This is a genomic window from Tepidibacillus sp. LV47, assembly GCF_048381575.1.
In the GTDB taxonomy this organism is placed as follows: domain Bacteria; phylum Bacillota; class Bacilli; order Tepidibacillales; family Tepidibacillaceae; genus Tepidibacillus.
Genome location: NZ_JBLWIF010000001.1, coordinates 325295 through 341691, shown reverse-complemented (window position 1 = coordinate 341691; position 16397 = coordinate 325295). Strand labels below are relative to the sequence as shown.

Here is a 16397-nt window from a genome sequence, read left to right as displayed (position 1 = left end):
CTGCTAAAATAACAATTCAGGGGTTTTGTGACGCCTTCTTAAAGGCGTCGTTCTTTATTCTTATCCTTTAAATTTTACTTATTAAAGGGGATTTGCTACATGAAACGGGAAGAAATACGTAACATTGCCATTATCGCACATGTTGATCATGGGAAAACAACACTTGTTGATAAATTATTAACCCAATCAGGAATTTTTCGTGAGAACGAGCAGATCCAAGAAAGAATGCTTGATCAAAATGATTTGGAACGGGAGCGGGGAATCACGATCCTGGCGAAGAATACCGCTGTTCGCTATAAAGACAAAATCATTAATATTATCGACACTCCGGGTCATGCCGACTTTGGCGGGGAAGTAGAACGAATCATGAAAATGGTGAATGGAGTGCTACTTGTCGTCGATGCCTTTGAAGGAAGTATGCCCCAAACCAAATTTGTTTTACGAAAGGCTTTAGAAGCAGGTCTTACACCAATTGTCGTGGTGAATAAAGTAGATCGGGAAAACGCAAGACCGCTAGAAGTAGTAGATGAAGTGCTGGAATTATTTATCGAGCTTGGAGCTAGTGATGAACAAATCGACTTCCCAGTTATTTATACTTCTGCATTAAAGGGAATAAGTGGAACCGATCTAGATCATTTAACTCATGATATGAAACCCTTATTTGATGCGATCATTGAACATATTCCAGCACCGGATGTGGAGATTGAAGCTCCCTTACAAATGCAGATCACCTTACTCGATTATAGTGAGTACCTCGGGAGAATTGGAATTGGTAAGATTGAACGAGGAATGATGAAGAAAAATCAAAGTGTTGCTGTTATTACGCGTGACGGTTCAGTAAAACAAGCAAGGATAGCCAAACTATATGGATTTGAAGGTCTTAAGAAAATTGAGATTGAAGAAGCAAAAGCAGGAGACATTGTTGCCATTGCAGGAATTGAAGGAATAAACGTTGGGGAAACGGTTGCTGATATGGAGCATCCTGAACCTTTGCCATTACTCCATATTGATGAACCAACGTTACAGATGACCTTTCTTGTGAACAATAGTCCCTTTGCTGGAAAAGAGGGGAAATATGTCACATCAAGAAAACTTAGAGAACGATTATTTGCGGAATTAGAGAAAGATGTGAGCTTAAGGGTTGAGGAAACGGACAGTCCTGATGCGTTTATTGTGTCTGGTCGTGGAGAGTTACATTTATCCATCTTAATCGAGAATATGAGACGGGAAGGTTATGAGCTGCAAGTTTCAAAACCTGAAGCGATCATCAAAGAGATCGATGGTCAAAAGATGGAACCTTATGAAAGGTTGATTATCGATATTCCCGAAGAGTATATGGGGGCTGTGATCGAGAGCTTAGGCCCTAGAAGAGCAGAAATGGTAAATATGACTCAATTAGGATTTGAACAGATTCGTTTAGAATTCATCATTCCTTCAAGGGGACTGATTGGTTATCGTACAGAGTTTCTCACCCTTACAAGAGGATATGGAATCATAAACCATTCTTTTGATTCATATCGACCTGCTGTTCAACAATCAGTAGGGGGTCGCAGAGCAGGGGTACTTGTTTCTTCAGAAACTGGGGTAGCCACAACCTATGGTATCTTATCGGTAGAGGATCGGGGAGTATTATTTGTAACCCCAGGTACAGATGTATATGAGGGAATGATCGTTGGTGAACATAATCGTGAAAATGATATCATCGTGAATATCTGCAAAGAAAAACATGTCACCAATATTCGCTCTTCAACCAAAGAAGAAACCGTTAAGATGAAGACACCACGAATTCTTAGTTTAGAACAGGCACTAGAATATTTGGATGAAGATGAGTATTGTGAGATTACACCAAAATCGATTCGTCTACGGAAAAAGTTTCTTAAAAAGCAGGAACGAGATAAATATGCAAAAATAAAAAAAATGGAACAAGTATAACTCCGAAAAAGGAGGGAGTAAAAAATGCAAATCGGTTGCCATGTGAGCGTAGCTAAAGGATTGGAAAAAGCAGCAAAAACCGCTCATGAGCTAGGGGCCAATACCTTTCAAATCTTCACCAAGAATCCCCGGGGATTAAAACCTAAAAAATTAGATTTGGTTGATGCTGAAAAAGGTGTTCAATTTTGCAAGGAACAAGGGATTTCTTTGGTCTGCCATACCCCTTATATTACGAACTTATCCACGCCAAATGATGATTTGCAAGAAGCAACCGTTCGCTCGATTCTCGAAGATTTACAAATCGCGGAAGCCTATGGTGCGATCGGGGCTGTGGTTCATTGTGGGAAGCATGTTGGCGAAGGTGAGGAATACGGGATAAGGCGAATGATTGAAACCCTCGATCTGATTCTTGAACAATATGACGGTCCTACCAAATTATTATTAGAGAATACGGCTGGACAAGGTTCTGAGTTAGGTCTTGATCCAGAAACACTAATGAAGATTCGAAATTCTACCAAATATCCAGAAAAAATCGGTTTTTGTTTTGATACTTGTCATGCTTTTGCAGCTGGTCAATGGAATTTGGCAACTTTTGATGATTTTATCAAACGGGCTGAAGAAACAGGATATCTCGATCATCTTGAAGTGATTCATTTTAATGATAGTAAAGCACCGTTTAATAGTCGCAAAGATCGTCATGAAAAAATTGGCAAAGGCTATATTGGAATCGAGGCTTTACAAAAATTTTTACAATGTGAAAAGATCAATCATCTTCCTTTTATCCTTGAGACACCTGTTGAAAAAGAGTTGGAATATGCGGAAGAAATTGAATTACTTCGTTCTTTAAGCAACAACTCCAATCAGTAGGTATTTTTAATGGAATCATACTAAAAATAGAAGTCAGAGGAGGGGGAGCCAAACATGAAATTAGAAGATGCAGTGAATAATTGGTTGCAAATCGCTGTTGTTTATGAGGCAAGACCTCAAGACCTGGCAGCAAAAGAAACAAAAGATTTTTTTGCTTTAATTCTTGAAGAAGATCATGGACTAAAGAATGTCCGTTATGAACGGGATCCTTTTGAATATACGGTCTTTTTTGAAAAAGATGGAAAAGAACAACAACTAAAATTCCAACGTGTTCTCATTGAAAAGCTCCTTGAAGATATTGAGTCAGAGCCGAAATATAATCAATAGTTAAAAAGTTTACCCCCGTATAATAACGGGGGTTTTTTCTAACTTCTATTTTTGGTAAAGATCTTTTCTAGGAGCTTTTGGATCATTGGTTTGGTTCATTTTTTGTTGATTCTCTTTTGTCGGAGGTTCTTCACGTTTTGGTACTTCCTTTGGTGTCTGTGGAATGATACGAGAAACAATATCCGATAATTCTTCAGCAAATCCCTTGATCGGGTGTCCCCTTTTAATATCTTCATTCATCTCACGAATTCTTTGAACGATATCTGGATCACTGGTTACTAATGCATTTGCCCCTTGAGGATCATCTTTTAATGCTTCGGCGACGGAATATTTAATCGTTCCAATTCGTGAACGATCAAGATGAGCATCTAAATCTAAACCAACGATCGCATATTTTCCAAATACAATTGCCGTTGCATCTTTTACTTGGGGAACGCTTGCGGCAATTGTTGCTAATCGATGGGCAATTGCTTGCGGGCTTTGATCTCTTTTTGGTTCTGGAACTGTTTGTGGAAGCCGCTGAGATTGTTTGATTTGTTTGTTAGGTGGTGCTGCTTCATTTGCTGGCGGTTTGTTTATGGCTTGGCAGCCTACTACAAATGTTAATAATGATGTTATGAAGATAAGGAACCATTTTTTCATATGCTTCTCATTCCTTTCATTACGCTTTACTCTTAGTGTTACCATTCCTAGAAAATCAATGTACAACTTTTTCACATATATTCATACATCTTTACGTTTTGCTGCATAGAATGATAGTAAATAAAATTAGCAGCGAGAATATACTTCTGATGGTCCTAATGTATTCGGCAATATATGCACAAAAAACAATTAGGAGGCGAAATTTTGGGAAAGATCTTTATATTGGATACAAATGTATTATTACAAGACCCAAGAGCAATTTTCGCTTTTGAGGATAATGAAGTCGTTATTCCGGCAGTTGTACTTGAAGAAATCGATGCAAAAAAGCGTTTTATGGATGAAATTGGAAGAAACGCGAGGCAAGTTTCCCGTTTACTAGATAACCTTAGAGAAAACGGTAAACTTCACACTGGAGTGAAATTAAAACAAGGTGGCCTTCTTCGTGTCGAATTAAATCATCGATCTTTTCAAAAAATGCAAGATAACTTTCCCAATATTACCAATGACAATCGGATATTAGCTTTGGCTATGAATCTTCAAGCTGAAGAAGAGCAAAAGGAATCGGGGCGACCTGTTATTTTGGTCAGTAAGGATGCATTAGTTCGGGTTAAAGCGGATGCATTAGGACTGCGGGCAGAAGATTATTTATCGGATCGAGTGATTATGGATACAGAAATTTATCCGGGATATTATGAGATATTGGTTGATCCTGATAAAATTGACGAGTTTTATGCAAAAAAAAAGTTAGAATTAAAGGAAATCAACTTGGACATCAATCAAGTTTATCCCAATGAATTTTATATATTAAAAGATCGTCTTGGAACGAGTAAGTCAGCTGTAGCAAAGGTTAATCCAATATGTACATTTCTCGAACCGTTACGTATTAACGAATCGGTATGGGGGATTATACCGCGTAATATCCAACAGAAAATGGCATTAGAACTTTTGTTAGATGATCATATTTCATTGATTACCATGACAGGAAAAGCAGGAACAGGAAAAACCCTATTATCCCTTGCTGCAGGTTTATTAAAAGTAGAAGATGAACATGTTTATCACAAATTATTAGTAGCTAGACCCGTCATTCCAATGGGAAAAGATCTAGGTTTTTTACCTGGAGAAAAAGAAGAAAAATTACGCCCATGGATGCAGCCGATTTATGATAATCTCGAATATTTGTTTAATACCAAAAAGCCAGGGGAACTGGATAAAATCCTTGCAGGAATAGGAAGTATTCAAGTAGAAGCATTAACCTATATTCGCGGACGAAGTATTCCCAATCAGTTTATCATTATTGATGAAGCGCAAAACTTAACAAAACATGAAGTAAAGACCATTATTACAAGAGTAGGAGAAGGAAGTAAAATCGTATTGATGGGGGATCCAGATCAGATCGACCATCCATATCTTGATGCGATGAATAATGGTTTAACATATGTTGTCGAACGATTTAAACAGGAAAAAATCAGTGGTCATATTCAATTAAATAAAGGAGAACGTTCAATTCTAGCTCAATTAGCAGCGGATTTATTATAGAAAATAAGCGGTATGGAGATACCATATCGCTTTTGTAGCGGTTTGCTTTCCATTATAATGTTTAAGTAAACGTTTCTTTATTTGAGGTGATTTGATAATGGAAATCAAACCATTTGTTTTAGGAGAATTCGAAACCAACAGCTACTTAATCATCCAGAAAGGACAAGCGATTTTAATCGATGTAGGATTTGAACCAAAGCCGATCGAGACGTACCTAAATCAGTATCAAATTCAATTAAAAGGAATCTTACTAACACATGCTCATTTAGATCATATTGGAGGACTTGAATACATAAGAGAACGTTTTTCTGTACCTGTGTATGTACATCATGCAGAAAGTGAATGGTTATCTAATCCCCGTTATAATGGTTCAGAAATCTTTCCGTATTTTGGTCAGGTTATTTGTAAACCTGCTGATTACCTAATCAAAGAGGAACAACTCATCAATATTGGTCCATTTCAAATACAACCCATTCATACTCCTGGCCACACACCTGGAGGAACTTCTTATTATTTAAAACCATTCCTTTTCTCTGGTGATACATTATTTTATCATTCGATTGGTCGAACGGATCTATATGGAGGAAACCATACTCAGTTAATAGAGCAAATTCGCAATAAACTATATTTTCTACCAGAAGATACCAAGGTTTATCCAGGACATGGTGAGTCAACTACAATTGGTGAAGAAAAACAGAACAATCCATATGTACGTTAGAAAACATATATTGATTGCTATGATGAGAAAGGAAAAGGAAGTACACGATCCGAACTATATTCAATGATGTGGGAAAAATCGATCTAACGATCATCGCAAAAGGAAAGGAATTAGTTCAACATGTGATCATGAATAAATAAAAACACCCTTCTTTATGAAGGGTGTTTCATTGGGGGAGGTTGAAAATCCGTTCATTTTGTATCAGCTTTTGGGGGACATGGTTTTAAACCATCAGCTGTACTCATGGGTGGTTTTTTATTAGAATCTTAAAGGTGATTCTGTTAATATAATATTATTGTATATTTAATATGTCAATAGTGTAAAATAATTTTTTTAAAAATTTTAGTAAAGGGTGACCAGTATGGAACACAGTCTGAATCCATTAACTGAAAAAATCATTCAAGAAATACAAAAGCAAAAAGATCATCGTATTACGTTTTATCATTTTATGAAGATGGCATTGTATGAACCTGAGCTTGGTTATTATACAAAGGATCGTACCAAAATCGGAAAGACGGCGGATTTTTATACAAGTTCATCCGTTGGTCCTGTTTTTGGCAAAACGATCGCTAATACATTTTTAGAAATGTTACCTTTTTGTACAGATCAGAGGAATTATAACATTCTTGAAATGGGTGGTGGTAATGGACGTTTTGCTCGCGATGTTTTAACAGGTATCAAGGAGAAAAATCAAAAGATCTATGAGAAACTTACCTATTATATGATTGAAACAAGTCCTTACCATCAGCATTTACAAAAAGAATACCTAAAAGAACATCTTGAACACGTGAAATGGGTGAATCATTTGGATGAAATTCCTAAGCCCTTTCAAGGGGTGATCTTTTCCAATGAATTAGTTGATTCGTTTCCCGTACATATGGTACAAATGCAAGATGGTAAACTAAAAGAAATCTATGTAACTTGGGATGACGAAAAAAGGGAATTTATAGAGGTTCTCGATCAATTAAGTACACAGGAATTAGCAAAATACTTTCAAGAGCAAAATATCACCCTGAAAGAAGGGCAAATCGCTGAAGTAAATTTAGATGCCATTCAATGGATGGAAACGATGGCAAGATTCTTAGATAAAGGTTATATGATTACCATCGATTACGGTTATCCAGCTGATGAGCTATATGCAAGCCACCGTCATAATGGAACTTTAATGTGTTATCATCGTCATGTGGCCAATGAAAATCCCTATCAAAATATTGGGGATCAAGATATCACTTCACATGTGAATTTTTCAATTTTAATGAATACAGGGGAAAAGTTAGGATTAAAAACAATTTTATTTACGACCCAAAGTTATTTTCTTTTAAATAGTGGAATTTTAGAGTATTTACAGGAGATAGAAGTAAGTCAAATGGGGCATAGAGACTTGTTCCATGACGAAGCATTAAAAATGAATCGAGCCATCCGACAATTAATTACGCCAGGAGAAATGGGAGAGACCTTTAAGGTACTGGTTCAAAAGAAAAATGTACCTGATCATAAGTTTCGTTTTATGACAGGAATCATTGAACAATATGGACTTGGTTGGTAGTTGTAAGTTCAATATGCTTGTATGTTTATAGGATTGTACTTTGATAGGCTTGTGTGTTCCAAAAGCTGCGACTTTAGCGAGCGAGCTTTCCTACCGACCTTATTTACGGAAAGCCGAAAGTTTAGGAGCAGCGTTGGAACATATAATCCTATACAAGTTGAATATCCATTCCAGCCAATAAAAAAAGAGATAGGCTTCATCAAGTAAAACCTATCTCTTTTTTCTCGTTATTCTACAGGAAGCTTAATGACTGTATATTGACAAGCATTAAAGCCACCCAGCATGGAATTTTCTTGAATAAGATCAACATCCCCAAGATATGTTTCAAAAATTCCTTCAAGGAAATGATGGTGCATTTGACAAATAGCATGGTTTTTAATCGCTTCAACGGTTTCGTTAAAGATACAATTATTCACCGAAAATCGAATGGTATAATCGTCGACCTTTTCAATTCGAGGTTTTAGACCTTGTGCAATAGCAAGACGTTCAATACTTTGTAATTTCTGATCTAATGAAAGAGAATTTGCGTTAGAAATTCCTTCCTTTAACATCGCTTGTTTTGCTGCTTCTTTACCAAAATTTCTTCCCATTTGTACTAATGCTTTTTGTCCAATTTCACCAAGAGATAATAAGGTTTCAATTGCGATTTTTGCTAATAATTGATAATCTCGGGGAGGAAATTGTAAGTTAACAACTTCATCAGAAAGGGTGTAGATGCGGCTTGGTCTACCACCACGACCTGTTTTTTCTGTTTCTGATTTTAATAAATTGACATCTTCCAATTTACTTAGATGTAATCGTGCTACATTAGGATGGATACCAAATTTATCTGCTATTTCTATCGTGTTTACAGGACGTCCAATGGAAAAAATATATTGATAGATTGCAAAACGAGTAGGATCAGCAAGGACATTTGTTAAACGAAGTGTTTCGTTTTCCATTGGGACAACCCCCCCTTTCGTTTATGCTCACAAAAATCAGGAACAAAGTTGACTAGGCAACTTTGTTCTATAATCATATTATTAATATTACTATAAACAAAAAGGGTTTGTCTACAAAGTTTGTTGGCACAAATAAGAAGAAAGAAATAAGAAAATTTATCTTAAAAAATAATAAACACTATTGACGTAATAATTAATTTAATAATATAATTATAGTGTAAAAAGAAAGTCAAACATAAAAGTGTTTCCAAAGTATTAACGATATATTTTACGTAATATCAGACTTTCAAAGAAAGAGAAAATTTATTAAGGGGAGAGATGGGAAATGGCAGGTAAAGTAATTTTCTTTACATATCCTAGTTGCACTTCCTGCAGAAAGACAAAAGCTTGGTTAACTGAAAAAGGAGTTCCTTTTGAGGAGCGTCATCTATTCAAGAATCCCCCAAGCGTTGAGGAACTAAAAGAGATCTTAAAAAGGATTCCAAATGGAACTGAAGAATTGTTATCTACCCGTAGCCAATTATATAAAAACCTTGATATCAATATTGAAGAACTGAAAGTGAGCGAGTTGCTTGAAATGTTATCAAAGGACCCCCGATTGCTAAAACGCCCCATCGTCTTAGATAGTGAGAATGTAGTCATTGGATATAATCGGCCAGCTCTTGAACAATATTTTGCATCCTAATTCAATTTATTTTACCTGAAGGTTTGTATATTCCATAACCGTTGGAATATACAAACTTTTTTTTATATAATTGATATAATTGAAATATTAATCTCCAAACCAACCTTTCTTTTTAAACCAATAAAACATGGTAAAACCGAGGATAGCCATGAATCCTAGCACATAATAATATCCATATTTCCAAGATAGTTCTGGCATATATTTAAAATTCATTCCATAAATTCCGGCAATAAATGTTAGTGGCATAAAGATGGTTGTGATGACGGTTAATGTCATCATGATCGTATTCATACGATTGGAGTTTAACGATAGATAACTATCGCGAATGTCTGCTGTGATTTCTCGATTCGATTCAATCATCTCTGAGAGCTTCAAGAGATGATCATAAATATCAGCAAAATAGAGCAATTGATCGTGAACAATTTCAAGATGCTTGGAATTAAGAATTCGATATAAAAGATCACCCATTGGGACAATGGTATGGCGTATTCTTAATAATCTTCCTCTTAAATCAAAGAGTTCTTCCATTAATTGACGAATGGGCTGTGTACTGTTATCTAGCTCATTTACTCGATCTTCAAGTTGATAAATAATCGGAAAATAATGATCCACCAACTTATCAATCAATCGATACATCACATAGGATGTCCCCTGTTCCCATACATGAGAACTCGTTTTCATTTCGGAAAATACCATTTCTACTTCTTTTAACCTTGTTTGGTGAAAAGATACGAGAAAATCTTTACTAATAAATAGGTCCATTTCTTCTGCTTCAAAGGTTTGGTGATTGAGTGAATGAAGAACAAAAAAGTGGTATCCATCATAATGATCTAGTTTTGGACGTTGAATATATTGCAAACAATCTTCAACAGCAAGGGGATGAAAATAAAAGAATGTTTCTAACAGTTTTGATTCTTCTTCAGTTGGTGAGATAAAATCAACCCAATACCAAAGAAGATCTTCATTTTTTAATTGTTGGATGGGTATATTTTCAATTAACTTTCGCTCTTTTGTAATGGCAATCGTCCGAATCATTCATAGTCCCTCCAGTTTCATTTCATTACCCATTTTTTCTTACTTAGTGAAAATATATAAGGGAAGGAAGAGAAAAAAGATGAAAACTATTCTACTTGAGAAGAGAAAAGATACCTTGATTATAACATTAAACCGCCCTGCTTATCATAACGCTGTAAATTTTGAAATGATGGATGAATTAAGCGAAGCGCTTGATCAAGCTAAAGAGAATTCGAAAATTAAAACATTGATTTTAACAGGGATTGAACAATCTTTTTCATCTGGCGGTGATTTGAGGCAATTCCACCATTTAAAAACCAGTGCTGAAGTACGACCCATGTTAGAGAAAATGGGAAAAGTCATCGCAAAGATCGTTAATCTAGGGAAACCGTCGATTGCGTATGTCAACGGCTATGCTCTTGGAGGAGGAGCGGAACTTGCGATGGCTTGTGATCTACGCTACATTAGCAGCCAGGCGAAGATGGGATTTATTCAAATTCAATTAGGAGTAACATCGGGATGGGGTGGAGGAACGTTATTAATTGAAAAAATAGGGAGATCAAAAGCACTTTCCCTCTTATTAACAGGGGATATTCTAAGCAAAGATAAGATCCTTCAATATGGATTAGCAGAAAAGGAGGTTGCTAGTTTTGATGAAGTTCTTTTGATTGCCGAAAAAATCAATTCTCATTCCCTCGAAAGTTTAAAAGCTTATATTGATTTAGCAAACGCAGTTAGAGATGGAAAGACCTTTATCGAAAATCAAAAGAAGGAAATGGATTCTTGTAGCTTATTATGGGAAACAGAAGAACATCAGAGAGCTGTAGAAGAATTTTTACAAAAAAATAGGTAAAATAAACATTTCCCCCGTTTAAAAAAAGAAGAAATGGATATAAAAATAATAGTTTTTCATTCTATGAAAACTAGTATCTGCATAAGATATATTAACTTGTTTTTTACGGGGGGATTTTTTATGGCAACGACTAGACAAGATGCATGGACTGAAGATGAAGACCTTCTCTTAGCGGAGGTAATTTTGCGTCACATTCGAGAAGGCAGTACACAATTAAAAGCATTTGAAGAAATAGGGAAGAAATTAAATCGTACTCCTGCTGCATGCGGATTTCGGTGGAATAGTTTAGTACGCAAAAAATATGAAGCAGCGATCCAAATTGCAAAAGCCCAACGGCAAAAAAGAAAATATTATCAATCTGCCAAAGAAACGTTTGATATAGAGCTTAGTGATGAACTAACAAAAGAATCATCTACTAAGCAAGAGATAGATTCGGAACTAACCTTTGATAGCGTCATCCGTTTCTTAAGAAAACAGAAATTATATGCACAAGAAATTGGGAAAAAATACAAAACTATAGAAAAAGAATTGGAAGAGAAGAGTAGAGAGTTAGAACAATTGAAACATGAGAATAAAGAGTTAAAAGAGAAAGTGAAATATTTGGAATCCGATTATCAAGTCGTAAATGAAGATTATAAAGCTCTTATTCAGATTATTGACCGAGCCAGAAAAATGGCATTTTTAACAGAAGATGATAATACAAAACCTGTATTTAAGATGGATTCAAATGGAAATTTAGAACGAATTGATAAGTAAATAAGGGAGATGATAACGCTATCATCTCCCTTATTGTGCGCCTGGCTTTTACTCTAGTCTTTCTATTCTTTTTCAAAATCAGGATGCCAGAGATATGGATTTTCTCCACGATCTCTTTGCAAGACGTATCTTGCAGGTTTAAATCCCATCTTTAACCAGAATTGATCAGAGGCGTTTCTGGCATTGGTTTTGATGGGATAGCCAAGACTCATTGCATATTTTACTAATGCACTTCCGTATCCTTTTCCTTGGTATTCGGGCAAAACCTCAAGCTTAAATAATTCGTAATGGTTTTGAGGTGGAAAGAAATACTGATCATATTTCTTACTCACTGCATATAAACTCATTCGACCAACTAATTTATCCCCTTCATAGATCCCATAGAATGGCGAATTTGCATCATCTTCAATTAAATTTGCCTCTAAATCCTCTAACATGGCTAATTCCTCTAAACCATATTCACGAAACTTTTTGAACTCTTCCATCGTTTTATAATTAATTTTGAGTGGTACAACTTGTGGGATTATGATTGACATAATGATCTTCACCTTCCTATAATTTTTTAAATGAGAAAATATTTCGGCAGTTGTAAGAATGTATGATATTATTAGAAAATTCATTATTTTCTATATTATACTACAAAAGTCTAACGATAGATATAATTTAATTAAATTTTTTAAATTTAAATCATATTGATGGTTTTAAATTAAAAATAATCTTTGTATTTGGAGTGGAAAAGATGCAAATTGCCGTTATTGGAGCTGGCTCTCTTGGTTTATTATTCGCTTCTTTATTAGCCATTCATACAAATGAAAAAATTTATCTTGTAACAAAAACGGAAGAACAAAAACATTTGCTTAAAAAAGAGCATCTTTATTTGCAGGACACAGATGGAACGAACTATTCATTAAACGTTGATGTTTATTCCCAATTCGACGATGGACAAGTTGTAGATTGGATTTTTCTCACCGTTAAACAAACCGACATTGCAGGAATTGAAACTATTATCAACAAGTGGGCGGACAAACATACCAAAGTCCTTTGTTTTCAAAATGGAATAGGACATTTTGAATATCTCAAAAGGAAAATTAAAATCCCTATCTACTTGGCAGTTACAACAGAAGGAGCTTTACGAAAAGGGAAGAATCAAGTTCTTCATACAGGAAAAGGCGAGATATGGGTGGGTAGGGTAGAAGAACAAATCGATGATTCACTGGAAGATTTATTACAATTATTTCACCAAGCAGGATTTCAGGCTTTCTATTCCGAAAAGATTATAGAGAAGATTTGGCATAAGCTTGTCATCAATGCTGTAATCAATCCATTGACTGCATTATTTGAAGTGAAAAATGGTGAGTTGCTTGAAGATCCATATTTGAAAACACTAATGAATCAGCTATTACGAGAAATTGATCATGTTTTAAAAAAGGCAAAAATTCCAATCGACGAAAATATAGCACAAGGCATTGAACAAGTGTGTATCCTTACTAGGAAAAATGAATCATCTATGCTACAAGATCTTAAAAGGGGACGTATAACTGAAATCGATAGTATCACCCAACCTATCATCGATTTAGGAAAACGTTATCATCTGTCGACTCCTCTATTAGAAGGGATTACGCTTATGGTACACGCGAAGGAAAATCAGATGATCAAGAGGAAGTGATGAGAATTGGAGGCTTTTATCAAAACATACGCTTTAATTGCAACAATCCCATTTATCTCTTTTTTTCTGATTTACTATTTGCTTTTATTTGCTGGAAAAAAGAAGAGAACGGCAAGAGAATTTGCTATTCATTTCACAACATTTCTATTATATGGTGCAGTCAGTGCGGAAATAAATTCAATTTTACATAGCAAACTGGGATTCTTGTGGAGTTTTTTATGGATATTATTGATCTTTTTTATCATTGGTTATCTGCAGAAAAAAGTACGTGGGGTACTGAATTATAAGAAGATCATCACTTCCACTTCGAAGTTATCATTTATCTCCCTTAGTTTTTTTTATTTCCTATTTTTCTTAGTGGGCCTTTTTCAAGGATAAAGTAAAGGAATTTTGTCCAAAAGAAAAGAGAAAAGGTATAATGGGTATTGTAAAGGAATGGTTTTACATATGATAAAGATGTTGTTCGATATTGGAGGAGAAAAGAAATGATAGGAATCACAAAACTTTTAACCAATTCAACCCATTATGGGGATAAGTTACGTTACAGTGAAGGGGCAAGGGGACGTATCCATGGAACACATTTAAACCATGGGCCTGTTGTGGTATGGAATGTAACAAGAACTTGTAATTTGAACTGCATTCATTGTTACTCCAATTCGGAAAATAAAAAGTATGAGAATGAATTAACGACAGAAGAAGCAATGAAAATGATTGATGATCTCGCTGAGTTTTCTGTGCCGGTATTATTGCTTTCTGGAGGAGAGCCATTAATTCGCCCTGACATTCTCGATTTAGCTGAGTATGCGATTAAGAAAGGAATTCGGGTTACGGTTTCGACCAATGGAACTTTAATCGATAAAGAGACCGCAAAACGAATCAAAGAGATTGGCGTTGGTTATGTGGGAATTTCCTTTGATGGGATCGATGAGAAACACGATGAATTTCGTCGTTCCAAAGGTGCATTTAAAAAAGCTTTGCAGGGATTGCGCAATTTGGTTGAAGTGAATCAACGAGTTGGTCTTCGTTTTACCATTAATAAACATAACTATCTTCAATTACAGCAAATTTTTGATTTCATTGAGAAAGAAAATATCAATCGGGCATGTTTCTATCATCTTGGTTATTCTGGTAGAGGAAGCCAGATGATGAAAGATGACTTAACCTATGAAGAAACAAGGGATGCACTTGATATTATTATCGAAAGAACAATAGATTTTCATCGTCGAGGATTAGATAAAGAGATTCTAACCGTTGACAACCACGCTGACGGGGTCTATCTCTATTTGAAAATGAAAGATCAAAACCCAGATCAAGCGGCTTATATTTTAGAGATGCTGCAAAGAAATGGAGGAAATCGTTCTGGAATCGCTATTGCCAATATTGATTGGAAGGGAGACGTTCACGCGGATCAGTTTACTATGAACCATACTTTTGGCAATGTGCGTGAAACTCATTTCGGAGATATTTGGACAAAGGCTGAACATCCTATTTTAAAAGGACTAAAAAACCGAAAGCCGTTATTAAAAGGAAGATGTGCATCCTGTAAATGGTTAGATATTTGCAATGGAAATTTTCGTTCTCGTGCAGAAGCGGCAACTGGGGATTTCTGGGAGTCTGACCCAGCTTGTTACCTAACCGATGAAGAGATCGGCTTGAGATAAGGGGGAGTACTACGTATGGGTTATTTGATACAAGGAAATATGGGATCGTTCTCGCAAAAAGCGTATATTCCACGTCTTGTTTTTTGGGAATTAACTGAGGGGTGTAATTTAAAATGCGTCCATTGTCGTGCCACGGCTAAGCCAATTCGGAATCAGGATGAGTTAACAACAGAAGAAGCATTTCGCGTTATTGATGAGATTGCTTCGTTCTCAGATCCGATTCTTGTTTTAACAGGTGGAGAACCATTATATCGCCCTGATTTTTTTGAAATTGCTACATATGCAATCAACAGAGGGTTGAAAGTGGCCTTAGCAACAAATGGTACCTTGATTGATCAAATCACCGCTAGGAAAATCAAGGAAATTGGGATAAAACGAGTCTCGATTAGTATTGATGGCGCAAATAAACAAACCCATGATGGATTCCGGGGGATTGATGGAGCATTTGATTTAGCGCTGCAAGGAGCGAAATTCCTCCAAGATGCAGGAGTCGATGTTCAGTTTAACACGACGATAAGTAAACATAACGTAAGAGAGATTGAGGATATTCTTAGGCTTGCTGTTGAGAAGAAAGCAGTTGCGTTACATTTATTCATGCTTGTTCCTGTCGGTTGTGGGATTCAAATCGCGGATAATGAAATGTTACCAGCTGAACAATATGAAGAAGTACTCAGTTGGTTTTATGAACAATCACGCGAAGTACCTTTAGAGATCAAAGCCACTTGTGCACCCCATTATTATCGGATTATACGCCAAAAAGCAAAAGAACGGGGAGAACGCATTACATTTCAAACACACGGAATGGCAGCTATGACGAAAGGATGTCTTGCAGGTACAGGCGTTTTCTTTATCTCTTATAAAGGAAAAGTACAACCCTGTGGCTATCTTCCAGTTGAAGCGGGAGATGTCAAACAACAAAGGATCGAAGAGATATGGAATGATTCCCCTGTGTTTCTTCGCCTTCGCGATCAATCTCAATTAGAAGGAAAATGTGGTATATGTGAATATCAACATGTCTGTATGGGATGCCGAGCCAGAGCGTTTTATGAAACGGGTAATTATATGGCAGAAGAACCCTATTGTATATATGAACCTTCAATTGTTCGTTAAAGTCTAGCTTATGCTAGGCTCAATTAGGGTTAGGAACAGAATAGGTTTGTCTATACCAACGCACTCCGTTGTGCGTGTATTTCTTTTGAATGAAAATTTTTTTCGGATTCTGGCTTGTATGATTCTATAAGCGCGACTTTGGC

At 35.9% G+C, this 16397-nt stretch carries 17 protein-coding genes; 13 read left to right on the top strand and 4 right to left on the bottom strand.

The window, feature by feature from the left end; genetic code table 11:
• Nucleotides 1-99 precede the first annotated feature (99 nt).
• The 3 genes from typA to ACMW72_RS01680 are packed head-to-tail and all read left to right on the top strand — an operon-like array spanning nt 100 to nt 3126.
• A complete protein-coding gene (gene typA / locus ACMW72_RS01690) occupies nt 100-1932 on the top strand; it encodes a translational GTPase TypA (RefSeq protein WP_418367102.1) in 1833 nt (610 codons plus the stop codon).
• A gap of 24 nt (nt 1933-1956) precedes the next feature.
• Nucleotides 1957-2799 (top strand): deoxyribonuclease IV, encoded by an 843-nt coding sequence (locus ACMW72_RS01685; protein WP_418367101.1) that lies wholly within the window; start codon nt 1957-1959, stop codon nt 2797-2799.
• A gap of 54 nt (nt 2800-2853) precedes the next feature.
• Nucleotides 2854-3126, top strand: coding sequence for a hypothetical protein (locus ACMW72_RS01680; protein WP_418367100.1), 273 nt, complete (start codon nt 2854-2856; stop codon nt 3124-3126).
• 45 nt (nt 3127-3171) lie between these two features.
• On the opposite strand, the gene ACMW72_RS01675 is transcribed toward ACMW72_RS01680, so the two are convergent.
• Nucleotides 3172-3768: a YhcN/YlaJ family sporulation lipoprotein gene (locus ACMW72_RS01675; RefSeq protein WP_418367099.1), complete on the bottom strand. Its 597-nt coding sequence runs from the start codon at nt 3766-3768 to the stop codon at nt 3172-3174.
• Nucleotides 3769-3972: 204 nt separating this feature from the next.
• Here ACMW72_RS01675 and ACMW72_RS01670 point away from each other — a divergent pair, with 204 nt between their 5' ends.
• From ACMW72_RS01670 to ACMW72_RS01660, 3 genes are all read left to right on the top strand, one after another.
• The gene (locus ACMW72_RS01670) at nt 3973-5304 is read left to right on the top strand and encodes a PhoH family protein (RefSeq protein ID WP_418367098.1); all 1332 of its coding nucleotides are present in this window, start codon (nt 3973-3975) and stop codon (nt 5302-5304) included.
• A 97-nt stretch (nt 5305-5401) separates the two neighbouring features.
• The gene (locus ACMW72_RS01665) at nt 5402-6022 is read left to right on the top strand and encodes an MBL fold metallo-hydrolase (RefSeq protein WP_418367097.1); all 621 of its coding nucleotides are present in this window, start codon (nt 5402-5404) and stop codon (nt 6020-6022) included.
• A gap of 361 nt (nt 6023-6383) precedes the next feature.
• Nucleotides 6384-7568 (top strand): class I SAM-dependent methyltransferase, encoded by a 1185-nt coding sequence (locus ACMW72_RS01660; RefSeq protein ID WP_418367096.1) that lies wholly within the window; start codon nt 6384-6386, stop codon nt 7566-7568.
• A 227-nt stretch (nt 7569-7795) separates the two neighbouring features.
• Here the strand turns inward: ACMW72_RS01660 and ACMW72_RS01655 are convergent, their stop codons facing one another.
• Nucleotides 7796-8509 carry a helix-turn-helix transcriptional regulator gene (locus tag ACMW72_RS01655; RefSeq protein WP_418367095.1) on the bottom strand — a complete coding sequence of 238 codons (714 nt, stop codon included), beginning with the start codon at nt 8507-8509 and terminating at the stop codon, nt 7796-7798.
• Nucleotides 8510-8834: 325 nt separating this feature from the next.
• Between ACMW72_RS01655 and ACMW72_RS01650 the strand changes: the two genes are divergently transcribed.
• Nucleotides 8835-9194, top strand: a complete 360-nt coding sequence (locus ACMW72_RS01650; RefSeq protein WP_418367094.1) for a Spx/MgsR family RNA polymerase-binding regulatory protein — start codon at nt 8835-8837, stop codon at nt 9192-9194.
• Between the two features lie 87 nt (nt 9195-9281).
• On the opposite strand, the gene corA is transcribed toward ACMW72_RS01650, so the two are convergent.
• Nucleotides 9282-10229 carry a magnesium/cobalt transporter CorA gene (gene corA, locus ACMW72_RS01645; RefSeq protein WP_418367093.1) on the bottom strand — a complete coding sequence of 316 codons (948 nt, stop codon included), beginning with the start codon at nt 10227-10229 and terminating at the stop codon, nt 9282-9284.
• A gap of 79 nt (nt 10230-10308) precedes the next feature.
• Here corA and ACMW72_RS01640 point away from each other — a divergent pair, with 79 nt between their 5' ends.
• Together ACMW72_RS01640 and ACMW72_RS01635 are read left to right on the top strand one after the other, a co-directional pair.
• A complete protein-coding gene (locus tag ACMW72_RS01640) occupies nt 10309-11061 on the top strand; it encodes an enoyl-CoA hydratase/isomerase family protein (protein WP_418367092.1) in 753 nt (250 codons plus the stop codon).
• A 120-nt stretch (nt 11062-11181) separates the two neighbouring features.
• Nucleotides 11182-11817, top strand: coding sequence for an RsfA family transcriptional regulator (locus tag ACMW72_RS01635; protein WP_418367091.1), 636 nt, complete (start codon nt 11182-11184; stop codon nt 11815-11817).
• 62 nt (nt 11818-11879) lie between these two features.
• Here the strand turns inward: ACMW72_RS01635 and ACMW72_RS01630 are convergent, their stop codons facing one another.
• A complete protein-coding gene (locus ACMW72_RS01630; protein ID WP_418367090.1) occupies nt 11880-12353 on the bottom strand; it encodes an N-acetyltransferase in 474 nt (157 codons plus the stop codon).
• 203 nt (nt 12354-12556) lie between these two features.
• Between ACMW72_RS01630 and ACMW72_RS01625 the strand changes: the two genes are divergently transcribed.
• The 4 genes from ACMW72_RS01625 to ACMW72_RS01610 all read left to right on the top strand — a co-directional run bounded on the left by ACMW72_RS01625 (nt 12557) and on the right by ACMW72_RS01610 (nt 16254).
• A complete protein-coding gene (locus ACMW72_RS01625; protein WP_418367089.1) occupies nt 12557-13483 on the top strand; it encodes a ketopantoate reductase family protein in 927 nt (308 codons plus the stop codon).
• 6 nt (nt 13484-13489) lie between these two features.
• Nucleotides 13490-13861 carry a DUF3397 family protein gene (locus ACMW72_RS01620; protein WP_418367088.1) on the top strand — a complete coding sequence of 124 codons (372 nt, stop codon included), beginning with the start codon at nt 13490-13492 and terminating at the stop codon, nt 13859-13861.
• A gap of 107 nt (nt 13862-13968) precedes the next feature.
• A complete protein-coding gene (gene nirJ1, locus ACMW72_RS01615) occupies nt 13969-15144 on the top strand; it encodes a putative heme d1 biosynthesis radical SAM protein NirJ1 (RefSeq protein ID WP_418367087.1) in 1176 nt (391 codons plus the stop codon).
• Between the two features lie 15 nt (nt 15145-15159).
• Complete coding sequence (locus ACMW72_RS01610) at nt 15160-16254, top strand: radical SAM protein (RefSeq protein WP_418367086.1); 1095 nt, start codon at nt 15160-15162, stop codon at nt 16252-16254.
• Nucleotides 16255-16397 lie beyond the last annotated feature (143 nt).

Coding starts and splice junctions, on each gene's coding strand:
- ACMW72_RS01640 (WP_418367092.1), top strand. CDS start 10,309: ATGAAAACTATTCTACTTGAGAAGAGAAAAGATACCTTGATTATAACA.
- ACMW72_RS01655 (WP_418367095.1), bottom strand. CDS start 8,509: ATGGAAAACGAAACACTTCGTTTAACAAATGTCCTTGCTGATCCTACT.
- ACMW72_RS01680 (WP_418367100.1), top strand. CDS start 2,854: ATGAAATTAGAAGATGCAGTGAATAATTGGTTGCAAATCGCTGTTGTT.
- ACMW72_RS01650 (WP_418367094.1), top strand. CDS start 8,835: ATGGCAGGTAAAGTAATTTTCTTTACATATCCTAGTTGCACTTCCTGC.
- nirJ1 (WP_418367087.1), top strand. CDS start 13,969: ATGATAGGAATCACAAAACTTTTAACCAATTCAACCCATTATGGGGAT.
- ACMW72_RS01610 (WP_418367086.1), top strand. CDS start 15,160: ATGGGTTATTTGATACAAGGAAATATGGGATCGTTCTCGCAAAAAGCG.
- ACMW72_RS01635 (WP_418367091.1), top strand. CDS start 11,182: ATGGCAACGACTAGACAAGATGCATGGACTGAAGATGAAGACCTTCTC.
- typA (WP_418367102.1), top strand. CDS start 100: ATGAAACGGGAAGAAATACGTAACATTGCCATTATCGCACATGTTGAT.
- ACMW72_RS01675 (WP_418367099.1), bottom strand. CDS start 3,768: ATGAAAAAATGGTTCCTTATCTTCATAACATCATTATTAACATTTGTA.
- ACMW72_RS01665 (WP_418367097.1), top strand. CDS start 5,402: ATGGAAATCAAACCATTTGTTTTAGGAGAATTCGAAACCAACAGCTAC.
- ACMW72_RS01625 (WP_418367089.1), top strand. CDS start 12,557: ATGCAAATTGCCGTTATTGGAGCTGGCTCTCTTGGTTTATTATTCGCT.
- ACMW72_RS01685 (WP_418367101.1), top strand. CDS start 1,957: ATGCAAATCGGTTGCCATGTGAGCGTAGCTAAAGGATTGGAAAAAGCA.
- ACMW72_RS01630 (WP_418367090.1), bottom strand. CDS start 12,353: ATGTCAATCATAATCCCACAAGTTGTACCACTCAAAATTAATTATAAA.
- ACMW72_RS01660 (WP_418367096.1), top strand. CDS start 6,384: ATGGAACACAGTCTGAATCCATTAACTGAAAAAATCATTCAAGAAATA.
- corA (WP_418367093.1), bottom strand. CDS start 10,229: ATGATTCGGACGATTGCCATTACAAAAGAGCGAAAGTTAATTGAAAAT.